We start from the raw sequence: 14,672 nt of genomic DNA, 5'->3' as shown, positions 1-14,672 counted from the left end.
GACCAGCCGGGCGCGCCCCCACCGCAACGTACGGCTCCTCCGGTCCATGCCGCGGTCGGCTACCCGGCCGCGACGAACCGGGCGACGATCTCGGCGGCGGGGGCCTCCGAGGCGAGTCGGAAGGACGTGCCCGCCCACAGCGCCACCGTGTCGGCGTCGCCTTTCGCCGCGGCGGCTCTGCGCAGCGGCGAGGTCAGGTCGTTCACGTGGGGGTAGGCGGCGGGCGCGTACGCGCTGTGCAGTGCCAGGAAGCGGTTGACCAGTCCACGGGCCGGCCGGCCGCTGAACGCCCTGGTCAGTGCCGTCGCGGAGAACCGCGGATCCGCGAGCGCGTCCTTGTGCACCTGGTTGGCACCGCTCTCAAGTGAGCGCAGGAACGCGGTGCCCAGCTGAGCGGCCTGGGCACCGAGCGCGAGAACCTCGGCGACATGGCCACCGTGCCCCAGGCCGCCGGCCGCGATGAGCGGCTGGTCGGTGACCTCCCGTACGGCCGGCAGCAGAGCGCGCAGGCCCTCCGGACCCTCGCCGCCGCCCTTCTCACCCGTGCCTCCCCGCACGGCGTCTGCGGCGATCCGGTCGGCTCCCGCGGCCTCGGCCCGGCTCGGATCGCTCAGCCGCGCGGTGTTGTCGAACGATCCCTGATGCGCACCGGCCTCCGGCCCCTGTACGCACAGAGCGTCCGCGTCCGAGGCCGCACTGGCCTCCGCGACGGAGGTCACGGTGACGACTACCAGCGCACCGCGATCACGCAGAGCGGTGATGACGTCGGCGCCGGGGCAGCCGAAAGTGAAACTGACGACCGCGGGCGGGTCGGTCAGCAGGTCGGCGACCTTGGCGTCCCAGTCGTCATCTCCCCCGGCCGGCTCTCCGAGTGCGACGCCCAGCCGGGCCGCCTCGGGGGCCAGCCGGTCCCGGTAGGCGGCCACGGCCCCGGCGTCGACGGGGTCGAGCGAGGGCACGAAGAGGTTCACGCCGAACGGCCGCGACGTGAGGGCCCGTGTCTCGTCGATCTCTCGCCGCATGTGCGCGGCGGTCTTGTAGCCGGCCGCGAGGAACCCCAGGCCGCCGGCGTTCGAGACGGCGGCGGCCAGCGCCGGGCCGGACGCTCCCCCGGCCATCGGCGCCTGCACGATCGGATGCTCGCAGAGTTCACCGAACCGAACGGACATCTTGGCCTCCTCGCGGCACGCCGGAACGCACCTCTGAGCGGTACGCCGGCGAAGACTCACCCGATCCCCAGCCTAGGAAGCGCCGGCGGCTCGGTGCCCGTGCACCCCTGTGTCCTTGCTCGCATCGCCCCGGGTCGCCGCGGGCGGGGAGGTCGGGCCACGGCCGACGCGATCTCGCGACGACGTCGGCGACATTCAGTGCCGCCTCGGGCCTCAGGCTCAGGCCTCGGGCGGGCCTCAGGCGTCGGGCTCGAGCCGCGCGTCGAGCCGGCCGGCGAACGCGACGACCGCCTCGGCGATCTCGGCCGGGTACTCGACGTGCGGGTGATGCCCCGCGCCGTCCAGCAGTACCAGCTCCGCGGACAGCCGCTCGACGACCCATTTCGCCTCGGCGACCGGGTCCGGCCAGTCGATGTCCCCGGTGCCCATGATGACCAGCGCAGGCGCGGTGACCCTGTCGAGTCGCGCCTCGGCCTCTGCGTGCGACTGCTCCAGCATGTAGCTCTTGATGACGCCACGGCGGTCGCGCTGTTTGAGGTTGGCCTTCAGTTTCGCCACGTGCTCATCGAAGTCCGCGGGCCGCTTGGGCTCCCACTTCGGGTAGTACGACAGGTACATCGGAAGCGCGATCGCGTTGATCCGCGCGACGTTCATGAGCATGCGTTGGACGAACGGCTGCTCACCGTCGCGGACGAACGGAGCGGCGAGCACGAGCCCGCGGATCAGTTCTGGCGCCTCGGCATTGGCGTAGACGCCGGCGGCCGCGCCGTTGGACGTGCCGTAGACGATCGCGGGTCCGGCGTCGAGGTGCCGGATCAGCGCGATGAGATCGTGGGCAAGTGGCGTACTGCCGTACTCCGGCCACTGACCGCTGCTCTCGCCCATGCCGCGCTGGTCCAGCGTCACCACCCGAAAGCCGGCCTCGACCAGCAGCGGGGTGAGGAAGCGCAGCTCGGAGCGCAGATCGAGCATGGCAGAGGTGCAGACGATGAGTGGGCCCTCGCCCATGTCGTCGTAGGCGATACGACCGCCCGGAAGGTCGAGGAACTTCGTGTCGCTCATGGCGCGCTCCGTGCCGTCAGTCGCTAGCTACAACATCTAGCCCTACAGCTAATGACATTAGCCTATACACCACGATCGTACAAGTGCGCATCGAGGATCGGCAGGACGGCACTAGGACGGCTACGCCAAACGGCTGGACCGTTCTGCGCCTCGTCCCCGTACCGTCTGGGCGGTCAGGGCTGTCAGGGACTCAGCCGATTCGCGTCCGAGGAGGAGCGCATGCCGGGGGTCCGGCCGCACAAGCGCAAACACCACAAGACCGCCAAGCGCCGGGGTGCCCGTGGCCACCGCCGGAAAGACCCGCCATGGGTCTACGCGGTCGTGATCCTCATGGTATTGATCATGATCGCCGCGGTGGCGTCCAAGGCGAGTTTCGGGTGATCACCGGCCCGCCGAACAGGTACGTCGCCGGCGTTCGGCGGGCCCGCTCGACGTAGCCGGATTTCACCGGGCGCCCCGTCCACATGCTCCCGTCATCGCACTCCGATTCCGGCGCATCGGCATTCCCGGCATATCGGCATTCCGGCGTATCGGCGATGCACCGCTGACCCATGCCTCCGTGCAGTCATGCCTGTACTGCCTGGTAGACGACTCCGGACGGAATCTTCAGGAAGAGTCGTCACGCACGGGAACGGCATGACGCCGGCGGGCGGCATGACCGAGGCCACCCTGTCGACGCCGCCGCCGAGGGCGTCCGGGCGGCCTTCGGCACCTTGACATCCAGAACCCTCCGGCCCGGGGCGTTTCGCATCCGTGCGACCCCCACAGCCCCGGGCCGGAGGCCCCGACCGGACGAGAAGCGGCGGGCCCGCTCAGCGATAAGCGGACAGACCCGTGATGGCCTCGCCCAGTACCAGCGTGTGGATCTCCTGGGTGCCCTCATAGGTCAGGACCGACTCAAGGTTGTTCATGTGACGGATGACCGGATACTCCAGCGTGATGCCGTTGGCGCCGAGCACCGTACGCGCCTGCCGGGCCACGTCCAGGGCCGCCCGGACGTTGGCGAGCTTGCCGAACGAGACCTGCTGCGGCGTGACCTGGCCCGCCTCATTGAGCCGGCCCACGTGCAGCGCCACCAGCCCGGCGCGGCCGAGTTCGACCTCCATCCACGCCAGCTTCTCCTGGGTGAGCTGGAAGGCCCCGATGGGCCTGCCGAACTGCTCACGGCTCTTGGCGTACGACACCGCCGCCTCATAGCAGGACCGGCCGGCCCCGACGGCGCCCCAGATGATGCCGTACCGCGCCTCGGACAGGCAGCCGAGCGGCCCGCGCAGGCCCGCCGCCTCGGGCAGCATCGCGTCGGCGGGCAGGCGTACGTCGTCGAGCACGAGTTCCGAGGTGATCGAGGCCCGCAGCGACAGCTTCCGGTGGATCTCCGAGGCCGTGAACCCGGGTGTCCCGGCGGGGACGAGGAATCCACGGACGCCTTCTTCGGTCCTGGCCCAGACGACGGCCACGTCCGCGACGGACCCGTTCGTGATCCACATCTTCGTGCCGTTCAGGACCCAGTCGGAGCCGTCCCGCCGCGCGCGCGTCAGCATCGAGCCGGGGTCGGAGCCGCGATCCGGCTCGGTCAGCGCGAAGCAGCCGAGTGCCTCACCGGCCGCCATGCGGGGCAGCCATTCCCGCTTCTGCTCCTCCGACCCGTACTTGTGGATCGCGGTCATCGCGAGCGACCCCTGCACCGACACGAAACTGCGCAGGCCCGAGTCGGCGGCCTCCAGCTCCCGGCACGCGATGCCGTACGCGACCGCGCCCGCACCGGCACACCCGTATCCGGTCAGGTGCATGCCGAGCAAGCCCAGCTTGCCCAGCTCAGGGGCGAGCTCGCGCACGGGAAAGGTGCCCCGCTCGAACCAGTCCGCGACATGCGGCTCCACTCGTGAGGCGGCGAACTCCCGCGCGGTGTCTCTGATCATCCGCTCTTCGTCGGTGAACTGATCGTCGATGCGCAGCAGGTCCATGACGCTCCAGGTCCTCTCGTTCGAGCCGGGAGCCCAGCGTACGTTCGTCACCCGGCGGCCCAGTAGACACAGATGACGATCAAGGGTCGAGGTATGCAGGCGTCGCCCGATCATTGATCGTCATCTGCGTACCGGAGCGACGTCACGGCAGAGGACACGGGTCGGTCAGCCGACCGCGACCTCGGGTTCCGGATGGTCCGACTGGGTCGAGGCGATGACGTCGACCCGCACCTGGGTCCAGGTGAGGGTGAGGATACTCGCCGCCGAAAGGCCCGCGACCCCGGCCAGCGCGACCACGGCCTCGGGGCCGAGCACCTGTGCGGCCGCGCCGGCGAGCAGGATGCCGATGCCCTGGCCGGCCAGAATGCCCGACTGCGCCAGCCCGAACGCCTGCCCGCGCCCGGACGGGGGCACGGCGGCCACGAACGCGGCATTGGCGGCGAGCTGATACGCGCTGCCGGCGCCGGACAGCGCCCAGAGGATCAGCACCCCCCACAGCGGCGGATGCAGGCCCGAACCGATCAACGGCGCACAGGCGAGCATCGACAGCCATCCCATGGAGCGGATGCGATCCGACGGCCGGACGAACCGGCTGAACAGGAAGACCCCGATGATCATGCCGACGGGCATCGCCGACATGAGCAGCCCGACCACCACCGGGCTCCCGCCGAACGTATTGGCGTACGGCGCTGCCAGGCCCTCGGGAATGATGTAGAACCCGCACAGCCAGGCGAACGACACCAGCGCGCGCAGGGTCGGGTCGCCGAACACCAGCCGGGCCCCGTCGCGCGTGTTGCGCCACAGCGAGATCGACTCGTCCTGGGCGTCGCCGGCCGGCGCGGGCCTGCGCTCGACCCCGGCCAGCAGGATCACCGCCGACACGGCGAACGTGATGGCGTCGATCGCGAGGGCCTGCTGGGTGCCGAGCGTGGCGACGATCGCCCCACCCACGAGGAAGCCGATGACCTGCGTGGTCTGGTGCGTGATGTTGTTGATCGCCGTACCGGCGACGTACCTGTCCCCCTTCAATATGTCGGGTAGCAGGGCGGCACGCGCGGCGGTGAACGGGGCGCCCAGCAGCACACTGACGAAGACGAGCGCGCACAGTGCGGGGAACGGCATGCTCTTGAGCGCCATCAGCCCGAGCAGCCCGGCGCGCAGCAGGTCACAGACCACCATGACCGTACGGCGCGGGAACAGGTCGGCCAGCCCCGACAGGATCGGCCCGCCCACGATGGGCGGCAGGTAGGTCAGCGCATAGGTGACCGCCGTGAGCAGCGGCGAGCCCGTGCGGTAGTAGACCAGGACGGCGAGGGCGACCTGGGCGAGTTGGTCGCCGATGCCCGACAGCGCCGAAGCGGCCCACAGCGCGCGGAACTCACCTACGGCGAACACCTCACGGTAGGTCGCCCGTTCCTCCGGCGGTCGCCGATGCCTTCCGGCCACATCTGCTCCCACTCCACATCCGCCCCGTGCCGAGCGGCTACCACACAATAACTCACGCTGCGTGGCAGTTATGTGACCTACCGTACCCAATTGCGGGCGGGATTGATGGTTCGGTTACCAACCGAGTTCGTGAAGTCGCTGATCGTCGATGCCGAAATGATGGGCGATCTCGTGGACGACCGTGATCCGGACCTCGTCCACGACGTCCTCGAACGTGTCGCAGATACGTAGAATCTCGCGACGGTATATCGAGATGTGATCGGGCAGGACGGCTCCGTACCAGTCGCCGCGATCAGTCAGGGGTACACCGTGGTACAGGCCGAGCAGGCCGGGCTCGGGGGCGTCGTCCTCAACGACGATGACCACGTTGCTCATGACCTCGGCGAGTTCGGGCGGGATCGTGTCGAGGGCTTCGGACACGAGGTCCTCGAACGCGTCACGCGATAGCTCGATCACACTGACATTGTGCGTGAGACGGGAGGCGATGTGGTCATCGCAACTGCCAGGGAACGTCTGTCCGACGTGCGCCGCATCCGCAGCCCCGGCCCGGCGACGAGGTCGGGACGGTCGCTGCGGATCCTGGCCGTGATCATGGTGGGGCTCGGGGGCGGCCTGATCGGGATCCTGCTGGGCGGCCGGGTCGAGACGCCGATCGGCCCGGTGAACGTCGCAATGTCCGTGCACCCTTCGTGGAACGGCGGCACGACCGTCGACGTGCCGCCACTGGGCACGCTGCGGATGGACAGCCACTGGGGACCTCTGCGGTTGCGCGCGCAGGTCGCCGAGATCCGCTCCGATGACGCGCGCGAGCTCATCGAGAACCCCGACGCGATCGAGAGCCTCACCGAGACGATCGGCGGCGAGGTGCGCCACGGCGTGATCGTCCTCGCCGTCCGGGCGCTCGCCTCCGCGCTGGTCTTCGGTGCGCTGGCCGGGCTCCTGGTCTTCCGGTCCTGGCGGGCGGCCCTGTTCACGGCGACGACCGCGCTGGTGGGCTTCGCGGCGGTCGGCGGGCTGGCCGTGGTGACCTTCAACCCGCAGTCGGTGGTCGAACCGCGCTACACCGGCCTGCTGGCCAGCGCGCCACAGGTCGTCGGCGACGCGAGATCGATCGCGCGACGGTTCTCGGAGTACCGGGGACAGCTCGCCCGCCTGGTCGGCAACGTCTCCCGGCTGTACGCCGCGACCTCGACGCTCCCGACGTACGAGCCCGACCCGACGACGATCCGGGTGCTGCACGTCTCCGACATCCACCTCAACCCGGTGGCATGGAGCGTGATCGGCTCGATCAGCAAGCAGTTCCAGGTGCAGATGATCATCGATACCGGCGACCTGACCGATCACGGTAGCAAGCCCGAGGAGAAGTTCCTCGACGAGATCGAGAAGCTCAAGCTGCCGTACGTCTTCGTCCGCGGCAACCACGACTCGCGCGCGATCCAGCGGGCGGTGGCCCAGCAGAAGAACGCGGTGGTCCTGGACGGGCAGATGAAGGACATCGGCGGGCTGCGCATCTACGGCGCCGGAGACCCCCGCTTCACCCCCGACAAGAGCACCCGGGACGACAACGTGGGCGCCGCGGCGATGACGGCCGAGGGCCGGCGGCTGGCCGAGGGCCTGCGCGGCACGGGGCTCAGGCCCGACATCGCGCTCCTGCACGACCCCAACGCGGGCCAGGCCTTCGACGGGGCGACGCCCCTGGTGCTGTCGGGCCACGCGCACCAGCGGTCGACCAAGCTGCTGCCGTCCGGTACCCGCCTGTTCGTCCAGGGCTCGACGGGCGGCGCGGGCCTGCGCGGGCTCGAAGGCGAGCAGCCCACGCCGATCGAGCTGTCCATTCTCTATTTCAACCGGACGACCCACCGGCTGCAGGGCTGGGACGACTTCCGGCTCGGCGGGCTAGGCCAGAGCTCGGCGCAGATCGAGCGCAAGCTCGAGCCCGAGCCGGACCGCCAGATCAGACCGCCGGCCCCGCAGACCCCGTCACTGACGCCCGGATCTCCTTCCCGCACCCCCGCGTTCCCGTCCGAGACCCCGGAGTCACCGGCCGATAGCCCGGGCTCCGAGCCCTCCTCACCAGGGGCGTTGCCCTCGGCTCCGGGCCCGGCCCTCCTGCTGGCGGTTCCCTGGGTGCCGACGCGGCGGCCGCGGTGAGCGCCGGCGGAGGGGAATCGTTTTAGTGTCAGGCCCGCTTGTCCCCTATGCTTGGCAAGTCCGGTGACGGCCTGCGGTCGCCACTGCAGCCGCCCCCATCGTCTAGCGGCCTAGGACGCCGCCCTTTCAAGGCGGTAGCACGGGTTCGAATCCCGTTGGGGGCACCAAGAAGAAGGGAAACTCGTCGCGGCTTCAGGTTGTGGATCACCAGACGTTGAGATGCGACTGTCTGTTGGCGTTGCCTGGGTGAGCGTGCGGATGGTGTCTTCCCTGACGGTGACACGGAGCACGGCTTCGTGTTGTGCCCGGTTGTAGCGGATTTGTAGCTGGAAGGCGTCGTAGAGGCGTCGTTGCAGATCTTCTGGGAGCTCGGCCAGTTTGATCGACAAGTACACCTCGTTCGCGTTCACCGCCCACCTGCTGGAGGCCCGGAATCGCCGCCTCGGTCGGTACCGTCGGGGACGCTCTGGACCACGCGCTGATGGAATCAACGATCGGCCTGTACAAAACCGAACTGATCAAGCGCCATGGCCCGTGGAAGACCCTGTCGCAGGTCGAGCTGGCCACCGCCGAGTACATCGACTGGTACAACAACCGCCGGCTCCACACCGCCATCGGGGACATCCCGCGAACCGAACACGAAGCCTTCTATTACGCTCAACACCAACCCCGTGAGGCGGTTGGAGCCAACCACTGAGGTCTCCATAGAACCCGGGGCGGTTCAGTCGGGTTGTCCCGCGCCATCTCCACTACCAGCGCCCACAGCGCAGCGGCGGCCGGTGGACGGCCCGGCCGCCACCCGGGACACGCGGTTCTCTTCGGTCAGGCGGTGGGACTCCGGTTGCTCGGCCAACTCGACCATGCGGCCGGTCGCCTTGACGATGCGCTCCCCAACCTCACAAAGGCCGTACGGATAATCCACAGGTTGCGCAACACCTACGAACAGGCCCTCACCCTCAAGGCCCTAGCCGAGGCACAGCAGGCCTACGGCGCTCACTATGCCGCTCACCGGGCCTGGCAGGAAGCTCTCCATCTCTTCGAACGGATCAACAACGTGGCCGAGGCCGCGAGCGTGAAGAGACTGCTGGAGACACCCGGCACATAGCGATACCTCCGATCGTCGTCGCCGGGACTCACGTGGAGCTGGCCACGGTTGGTGAGCCGCACGGCGCAGCCATGGCACAGCCGGTGTCCTCGAAGCTTGGCTCGTGGGACATGAGCCATATCGGCCCATCAAGCGGGCCGGGTCTCTGGTCATCGATCACGTCCGTCGGCGAGATCATCCGTGCTGCAGGGGGGCCGCATGACCAGCGTACGGCCCGACGCCGGCCCGCCATTGGTGACCGAGTCCACTGTGGTGCGGTTGCATCCGCTGAGCATGCGCCCCGATGGCGTGTCGTGGGTCATCCTCCTTCCACCCTCGGTGAGCGGCTGAAGAGCGGGTCGGCGCCCTTGGCAGAGGTCAGCCGACGATGGGTCGCTCGTGCGGCAGTTCGTAGCGGCGAACGCGTTGTCGTAGTGCGAGTGCGGTGGCCAGGGTGAGCGGGCCGGCCCGGCCCAAGAACATCAGCGCGGTGAGCAGCAGATGCCCGGCAGGCGGCAGATCGGCGGTGATGCCGGTGGACAGCCCTACGGTGCCGAATGCCGACACCACTTCGAACAGCACCCGGTCCAGGCTGTGCGGGCTGAGCGCCAGCAGCACGAACGTCACGCCCGCGACCAGACCGGCGCCCAGCGACGCGATCGCCACGGCCTGCCGCTGGGTACTGTCGGGCAGCCGGCGGTGCCCCGCGTTCACCCGTGTCTCGCCGCGCATCTCCGCCCACACGACGAAGACCAGCACCCCGAAGGTGGTGACCTTGATACCGCCGGCGGTCCCGGCGCTGCCACCCCCGATGAACATCAGCACATCGGTGACCAGCCAGCTCTCGTGCCGCATCTGGCCGACGTCGATGCTGTTGAAACCGGCCGTGCGCGGCATGACCGCCGCGAAGAAGCCCGCCAGCACCTTGGCCGGTGCGGGCAACCCCCCCAGCGTCTTGGGGTTGTCCCACTCGGCCACGGTAAGCATGACCGTTCCCAAAGCGAGCAGCATGACCGTCACACCGACGGTCAACCGGGTCAGCAGCGACCAGCTCCTCGGCCGCCGCCAGGACCGCAGCAATTCGAACACCACCGGGAAACCCAGTCCGCCCACGATGACCGCCGCCCCGATCGTCAGATTGATCCAGGGATCGGCCACGAACCGCATGAGGCTGTCGGGCCACAGCGCGAACCCGGCGTTGTTGAACGCCGAGATCGCATGGAAGACCCCGAGATAGACCGCCCGCCCGAACGGCTCGCCATACCCGATCACAAACCGGCCGGTCAGCACCGCCGCCACGACCGCCTCGCAGATCAGGCTGAAAACCACCACCTTGCGCACGACGTGTCGTACATCGACCATGCGCAGCGTCCGGGTCTCCGCCTGCGCCACCAGCCTGGCACGCAGCGCCAGCCGACCCGATACCAGTACCGCGAACATCGTGGCCAGGGTCATGATGCCCAGCCCACCCGCCTGGATCAGACCAAGGATGACGATCTCCCCGAACATCGACCAATGCGCGCCGGTGTCGACGGTCACCAGCCCGGTGACGCATACCGCCGAGGTCGCGGTGAACAGCGCATCGATCAGGCGGGTCGGCTCGCCGCCGGTCGTGGCCACCGGCAGCGACAACAACACCGTGCCGACTCCCACCGCCAGACCGAACCCGGCGACGACGACCTGCGCCGGATGCTGGAAACGAATCAGCACGGTGACCGCCGGTCAAGCGTGCGATCACCGAGTCCAGGACCGTGTACTGAGCCGATAAGGCGCCCCCCCAGGCGTTCGCCGGCCGAACAGCCGAGCACACGTCCCGGCATACCAGCACACACCGTACGGGGAGAATTCCGAACGGAACCGGTATCCCAGACACCGACCTCAGCCCGGAGCCTGCGCACCGCCGACCAACAGACGAGCCCGTCCGCCCACCGAGACCTCCGGCCTCGGCGTACGCGTCAGCGCGTGGACTGGGCGCGTTCGGCCTGCCAGCGTTCGATGAGCGCGGGCAACTCCCGGAACATGTACTCATAGAAGTCGCGCATCTCAGCCAGCCGGCGACCAGCGAGACTGTCCTCACCCACGGCCTGGATGCCCTGCCGTGCGACCTCGAACATGTACTGCACCATGCCGTTCTGCGCCGACATCAAGGTGGCCCACGCGCCATCGCGGAACCGATAGTGCTCGCGACGACTTCCCGGAACAGGTACCCGCTCGATCAGTCCCACTGTGCTCAACATCTTGATCGCCCCGGACACCCCGCCCGAGCTCATCCCCAGCCGCTCGCTCAACTCGCCCGCCGTCACACTCTCCTGCTCGGCGAACAGCAGCGCCGCCATCACCCGGGCGGTCGCCTTCTGCATACCCCCCTGCGTCAGGGTCAGCGCCAGTTGCTCCGCCACCGCCGTGGTTTCCGCCAAGTCGTGGCCCCTTTCTGACCTCACTGCCATTGAGTCTAACGAACTCCGATTCTTCAGAAATATCTGAAAGTTCTGATAGCTTGGTGCGTATGAGGGCAGCGATCGAACTCGAACAGCTCACCAAGACTTACGGATCCCGCCGCGGCTTGACCGGGCTCTCCCTGCAAGTGCGTGAGGGTGAGGTGTTCGGGTACCTCGGCCCGAACGGCGCCGGGAAGTCCACCACCATCCGCCTGTTGCTGGACCTGATCCGCCCCACCAGCGGCAGCGCGCAGGTACTCGGCCTGGACCCGCGGGCAGACGCGGTGCGATTGCACCGCAGGGTCGGTTACCTGGCCGGTGACTTCGTCGTCGACGGCCGGCAGACCGTCCGTGAATGCCTGATCTTCCTGGGCAACCTGCGCGGCGGCGTACCGCGATCCCGTATCGACGACCTCGCCGAGCGTCTCGACCTCGAACAAAACGCCAAGATCAAAAAGCTCTCCAAGGGCAACCGCCAGAAGGTCGGCCTGGTCCAGGCCTTCATGCACCGCCCAGAACTGCTGATCCTCGACGAGCCCACCTCAGGGCTCGACCCGCTGGTGCAGCAGACCTTCCTGGACCTGGTCCGCGAAGCCAGAGCCGACGGGCAGACCGTCTTCATGTCCTCGCACATCATGAGCGAGGTCGAAGCCGTCGCCGACCGCGTCGCCATCATCCGCGACGGCGAACTCGCCACCCTCGACACCATCACCGACCTGCGCGCCCGCGCGCTCCTGCAGGTATCCATCACCTTCGCCGACTCAGTCGATCCCACCGAATTCACCCGCCTGCCCGGAGTCACCGACGTGACCATCGAACCCGCCGCCGAGGGAGTAATCCTGACCTGCCGCGTCCCCGGGAGCCCCGACCCACTGGTCAAGGCCGCCGCCCGGCACACCGTGACCGGCCTGCACGCCGAGGAACCCGACCTCGAAGAGCTGTTCTTCAGCTACTACAACGGCAAGGAGACCGGTCGTGCCGCGTGACACCGCCGCCAAAACCCTGTACGGCAAGACCCTGCGGGACAACCGGCGGGTGTTCTTCGTCTGGGCCGTCGCCACCGGCCTGCTGGCGATGATGTACGCCGGCTTCTACCCACAACTCACCGAGAACTCCACACCCAACATTCCCCAGGCATTGGAGGGCTTCAACCTCAACGACGTGACGTCGGCCGCCGGCTATCTGCAGGGAAGCGTCTTCGGGCTGCTCGTACCACTGCTCGTCACCTTCTACGGCGCCGCAACGGGCGCCCGGATGATCTCCGCCGATGAAGAGTCCGGCCACCTCGACCTGCTCCTCTCCCACCCTCTCAGCCGGACCCGCATGGCCCTGCAACGGTTCGCCGCGCTCGCCACCGGAGCCGTGGCCATCGCCGCCGTGGTGCTGCTCGCCATGCTCACCATCCGCGGCAGCGCAGAACTCGACAGCATCAGTATCGGCGAATTCACCGCCCAATGCCTCAACCTCGCACTACTGGCCATCACCTTCGGCGCACTCGCCACCAGCATCGGCGGCGCCTTCGGCAAGGGACGAGCAGTCGTCTTCGGCGCCACCGCCGCAACAGGCGTGCTCGCCTACGCCGTCAACGGCTTCGCACCCCAGATCCACGCCGACTGGCTACAGAAACTGACGCCCTTCCACTACTACATCGGCAGCGAACCCCTCAAGAACGGCTTCCGACCCGCAGATGCCGCCGTCCTCTTCGCGCTCTCGGCCGTCCTGGTGACCGTCGGCGTCTGGAGGTTCAACCGCCGCGACCTCGCCACCTGAAAGGCGCCCCGGGCCATCCGCCGGTCAGCATGGCGCCAGCCAACCCGATTCAGCGAGCTACCGCGTGGCCGGCGGGTCCAGGCGACCGGTGGCTCCGGCCTGTTTCACCAGGCGCCCCCACCGTTCCCGTCGCCCGAACCGCTCGGCGATCTCCTTACCGAACGGCAGATCCCCAGCGGGTGTGAGGTTGGCGACGGCCCATTGCCAGGCCTGGCGCTGCAGTCCGGACGGTGGACGACTGCGCGATATGTCACTGCGATGCTCGCCTTCGAGGCCGCCTGCGCGCATCACGTCTGTATCTCGTATGAGGTGGTCTGTCATGTCGGTCCGAACCCCGTATGAGGGTCTCCCTCTCGGCTCGGAAACCTCAGCTAGTTGGATGGAATTCTGGCCATTTGACCAACCGCCATGAAGACAGCCTGCTGGCGCGGTGCCAGGTGACGTTGGCGGCGGCGATCACGGTACTACCGTCTCGCAGCTCCCATACCTGGGTCGCGGTCAGGCCGGATGGGTCGCCGACCGGTTGGCTTGGCTCGATGGTGAGGCCGGCACCGACCCAGCCTGCGTATATCGCCGCGTACAGCCGCTGGTTATTGAAGTTGTACTGGCTCTTCTCCGTAACGCTGACGACGCGGCTCACACTTCCCGACGTGAGCTCAGCTACCACCGAGTCGTACCGGTCCGATGACGGCACCCGATAAACCTTGGGCAGTAGACCGGTCGGGACCGACCGAGCCGGATTGGGTGCAGGCATCGCTCTTTGCGTTGGTGCGGTCGTTGGGGCGCCCTCGGCTCGGGACTTTCCCTGGCTGGAGACCTGAATCGCCACAATGGCGACCAGGGCCACGACCGTCACGCCCCCGACAGCGTAGAGCGGCCAGCGTCTGTTCCTCCGCTCACCGTTGCGCTCAGCGGCCGATTCCCCGAACCTCATCGGCCGACCGGCGGCCGACGTCGAATTCGGAGCAGCCTCCGCCATGTCCGGAGCAGGCTGTGCCCAGTGAGGGACAGGCTGCGGAAGAAGGTATGTTGGCGCGGGCACCGTCAAAGATTGCGGCCAATACTCGTCTGGCTCCTGTGGCGCCCGCTCGGCATACTCCGAAGGGTCAGCAGGCTTCCAAACCGCGTCGGCGCCTGGCCCGCGCCGGACGAACGACTGGGTCATCGGATCGATCCGCCAGGTGTAGCCCTCCGCATCGACGACCTCGTTGCTCTGTAGCTCGTGCAGCGCTTCGTCGACACTCAGAAGCTTGGCCTCGATCTTGGTGGCCAGATCGAGGGAAAGCGTCTGGACCGCACCGAGAGGAGTGCCGGTAAGAGGGTGCTCCACGTCGCGCCTTACCTTCCTGTCGGCTCAGATGGACCCGTGCTCGCGCTATTCACTGGCCCGGGGACACGGTGATGTTGACGTGGACCGTCCGGCCGCCGACCCAGGTGACAACAAATGTTCCAAAACGTGGCCGCGGACCAATATCGGGCTCGGCCTGCCGAGCCCGTCGACCAGCTCCCTGATCCGCCCCAGTCCGCCGCCAAGGGGCCGCCACAGTTGTGTTCCAACGGGTGGTGCCGCGGCTCCAAGGTGGTGGCC

Annotated in this window: 15 protein-coding genes and 1 tRNA gene; 8 read left to right on the top strand and 8 right to left on the bottom strand. The window is 68.3% G+C overall.

The genetic code is table 11. The annotated features are described in order from the left end of the window. Positions 1-59: 59 nt before the first annotated feature. The gene (locus HKK72_RS09380) at positions 60-1,169 is read right to left on the bottom strand and encodes a nitronate monooxygenase (protein WP_187233886.1); all 1,110 of its coding nucleotides are present in this window, start codon (positions 1,167-1,169) and stop codon (positions 60-62) included. Positions 1,170-1,406: 237 nt separating this feature from the next. After that, positions 1,407-2,231 (bottom strand): alpha/beta fold hydrolase, encoded by an 825-nt coding sequence (locus HKK72_RS09375; RefSeq protein WP_187233885.1) that lies wholly within the window; start codon positions 2,229-2,231, stop codon positions 1,407-1,409. A 219-nt stretch (positions 2,232-2,450) separates the two neighbouring features. On the opposite strand from HKK72_RS09375, the gene HKK72_RS09370 reads away from it, so the two are divergent. Beyond that, positions 2,451-2,612: a hypothetical protein gene (locus HKK72_RS09370; protein WP_187233884.1), complete on the top strand. Its 162-nt coding sequence runs from the start codon at positions 2,451-2,453 to the stop codon at positions 2,610-2,612. A 431-nt stretch (positions 2,613-3,043) separates the two neighbouring features. Here the strand turns inward: HKK72_RS09370 and HKK72_RS09365 are convergent, their stop codons facing one another. The 3 genes from HKK72_RS09365 to HKK72_RS09355 all read right to left on the bottom strand — a co-directional run bounded on the left by HKK72_RS09365 (position 3,044) and on the right by HKK72_RS09355 (position 6,097). Then, a complete protein-coding gene (locus tag HKK72_RS09365; protein ID WP_187233915.1) occupies positions 3,044-4,195 on the bottom strand; it encodes an acyl-CoA dehydrogenase family protein in 1,152 nt (383 codons plus the stop codon). A gap of 165 nt (positions 4,196-4,360) precedes the next feature. Further along, entirely contained in the window at positions 4,361-5,641 is a 1,281-nt protein-coding gene (locus HKK72_RS09360) for an MFS transporter (protein WP_187233883.1), read from the bottom strand. Positions 5,642-5,755: 114 nt separating this feature from the next. Beyond that, a complete protein-coding gene (locus tag HKK72_RS09355; RefSeq protein WP_187233882.1) occupies positions 5,756-6,097 on the bottom strand; it encodes a metallopeptidase family protein in 342 nt (113 codons plus the stop codon). 9 nt (positions 6,098-6,106) lie between these two features. Here HKK72_RS09355 and HKK72_RS09350 point away from each other — a divergent pair, with 9 nt between their 5' ends. The 5 genes from HKK72_RS09350 (at position 6,107) to HKK72_RS40770 (ending at position 9,227) form a co-directional block, all read left to right on the top strand. Then, positions 6,107-7,792 (top strand): metallophosphoesterase, encoded by a 1,686-nt coding sequence (locus HKK72_RS09350; protein WP_315987160.1) that lies wholly within the window; start codon positions 6,107-6,109, stop codon positions 7,790-7,792. Positions 7,793-7,883: 91 nt separating this feature from the next. After that, a tRNA-Glu gene (locus tag HKK72_RS09345) sits at positions 7,884-7,959 on the top strand. A 266-nt stretch (positions 7,960-8,225) separates the two neighbouring features. Next, on the top strand, positions 8,226-8,489 hold the full coding sequence (locus HKK72_RS09340; RefSeq protein ID WP_187233913.1) for an integrase core domain-containing protein: 264 nt from the start codon (positions 8,226-8,228) through the stop codon (positions 8,487-8,489). 132 nt (positions 8,490-8,621) lie between these two features. Then, the gene (locus HKK72_RS09335) at positions 8,622-8,897 is read left to right on the top strand and encodes a hypothetical protein (protein WP_187233881.1); all 276 of its coding nucleotides are present in this window, start codon (positions 8,622-8,624) and stop codon (positions 8,895-8,897) included. Between the two features lie 198 nt (positions 8,898-9,095). Next, a complete protein-coding gene (locus tag HKK72_RS40770; protein ID WP_261986677.1) occupies positions 9,096-9,227 on the top strand; it encodes a hypothetical protein in 132 nt (43 codons plus the stop codon). Between the two features lie 27 nt (positions 9,228-9,254). On the opposite strand, the gene HKK72_RS09330 is transcribed toward HKK72_RS40770, so the two are convergent. Together HKK72_RS09330 and HKK72_RS09325 are read right to left on the bottom strand one after the other, a co-directional pair. Further along, positions 9,255-10,586, bottom strand: coding sequence for a TrkH family potassium uptake protein (locus HKK72_RS09330; RefSeq protein ID WP_315987159.1), 1,332 nt, complete (start codon positions 10,584-10,586; stop codon positions 9,255-9,257). Positions 10,587-10,831: 245 nt separating this feature from the next. After that, on the bottom strand, positions 10,832-11,293 hold the full coding sequence (locus HKK72_RS09325) for a GbsR/MarR family transcriptional regulator (RefSeq protein ID WP_261986676.1): 462 nt from the start codon (positions 11,291-11,293) through the stop codon (positions 10,832-10,834). An 89-nt stretch (positions 11,294-11,382) separates the two neighbouring features. On the opposite strand from HKK72_RS09325, the gene HKK72_RS09320 reads away from it, so the two are divergent. Both HKK72_RS09320 and HKK72_RS09315 read left to right on the top strand, forming a co-directional pair. Further along, complete coding sequence (locus tag HKK72_RS09320; RefSeq protein WP_187233879.1) at positions 11,383-12,300, top strand: ABC transporter ATP-binding protein; 918 nt, start codon at positions 11,383-11,385, stop codon at positions 12,298-12,300. Further along, positions 12,290-13,084, top strand: coding sequence for an ABC transporter permease subunit (locus HKK72_RS09315; protein ID WP_187233878.1), 795 nt, complete (start codon positions 12,290-12,292; stop codon positions 13,082-13,084). The genes HKK72_RS09320 and HKK72_RS09315 overlap by 11 nt, the downstream gene beginning before the upstream one ends. 367 nt (positions 13,085-13,451) lie before the next feature. Here HKK72_RS09315 and HKK72_RS09310 read toward each other — a convergent pair whose 3' ends face one another. After that, positions 13,452-14,414, bottom strand: a complete 963-nt coding sequence (locus HKK72_RS09310) for a hypothetical protein (protein ID WP_187233877.1) — start codon at positions 14,412-14,414, stop codon at positions 13,452-13,454. Positions 14,415-14,672: the final 258 nt, after the last annotated feature.

It is taken from the genome of Actinomadura sp. HBU206391 (genome assembly GCF_014323665.1).
Lineage (GTDB): Bacteria > Actinomycetota > Actinomycetes > Streptosporangiales > Streptosporangiaceae > Actinomadura_C.
This window is presented reverse-complemented; position numbering and strand designations above follow the sequence as displayed.

Bases quoted from the DNA above. Each gene is read 5' to 3' on its own strand.
- HKK72_RS09380 (WP_187233886.1), bottom strand. From the start codon at position 1,169: ATGTCCGTTCGGTTCGGTGAACTCTGCGAGCATCCGATCGTGCAGGCG.
- HKK72_RS09375 (WP_187233885.1), bottom strand. From the start codon at position 2,231: ATGAGCGACACGAAGTTCCTCGACCTTCCGGGCGGTCGTATCGCCTAC.
- HKK72_RS09370 (WP_187233884.1), top strand. From the start codon at position 2,451: ATGCCGGGGGTCCGGCCGCACAAGCGCAAACACCACAAGACCGCCAAG.
- HKK72_RS09365 (WP_187233915.1), bottom strand. From the start codon at position 4,195: ATGGACCTGCTGCGCATCGACGATCAGTTCACCGACGAAGAGCGGATG.
- HKK72_RS40770 (WP_261986677.1), top strand. From the start codon at position 9,096: ATGACCAGCGTACGGCCCGACGCCGGCCCGCCATTGGTGACCGAGTCC.
- HKK72_RS09320 (WP_187233879.1), top strand. From the start codon at position 11,383: ATGAGGGCAGCGATCGAACTCGAACAGCTCACCAAGACTTACGGATCC.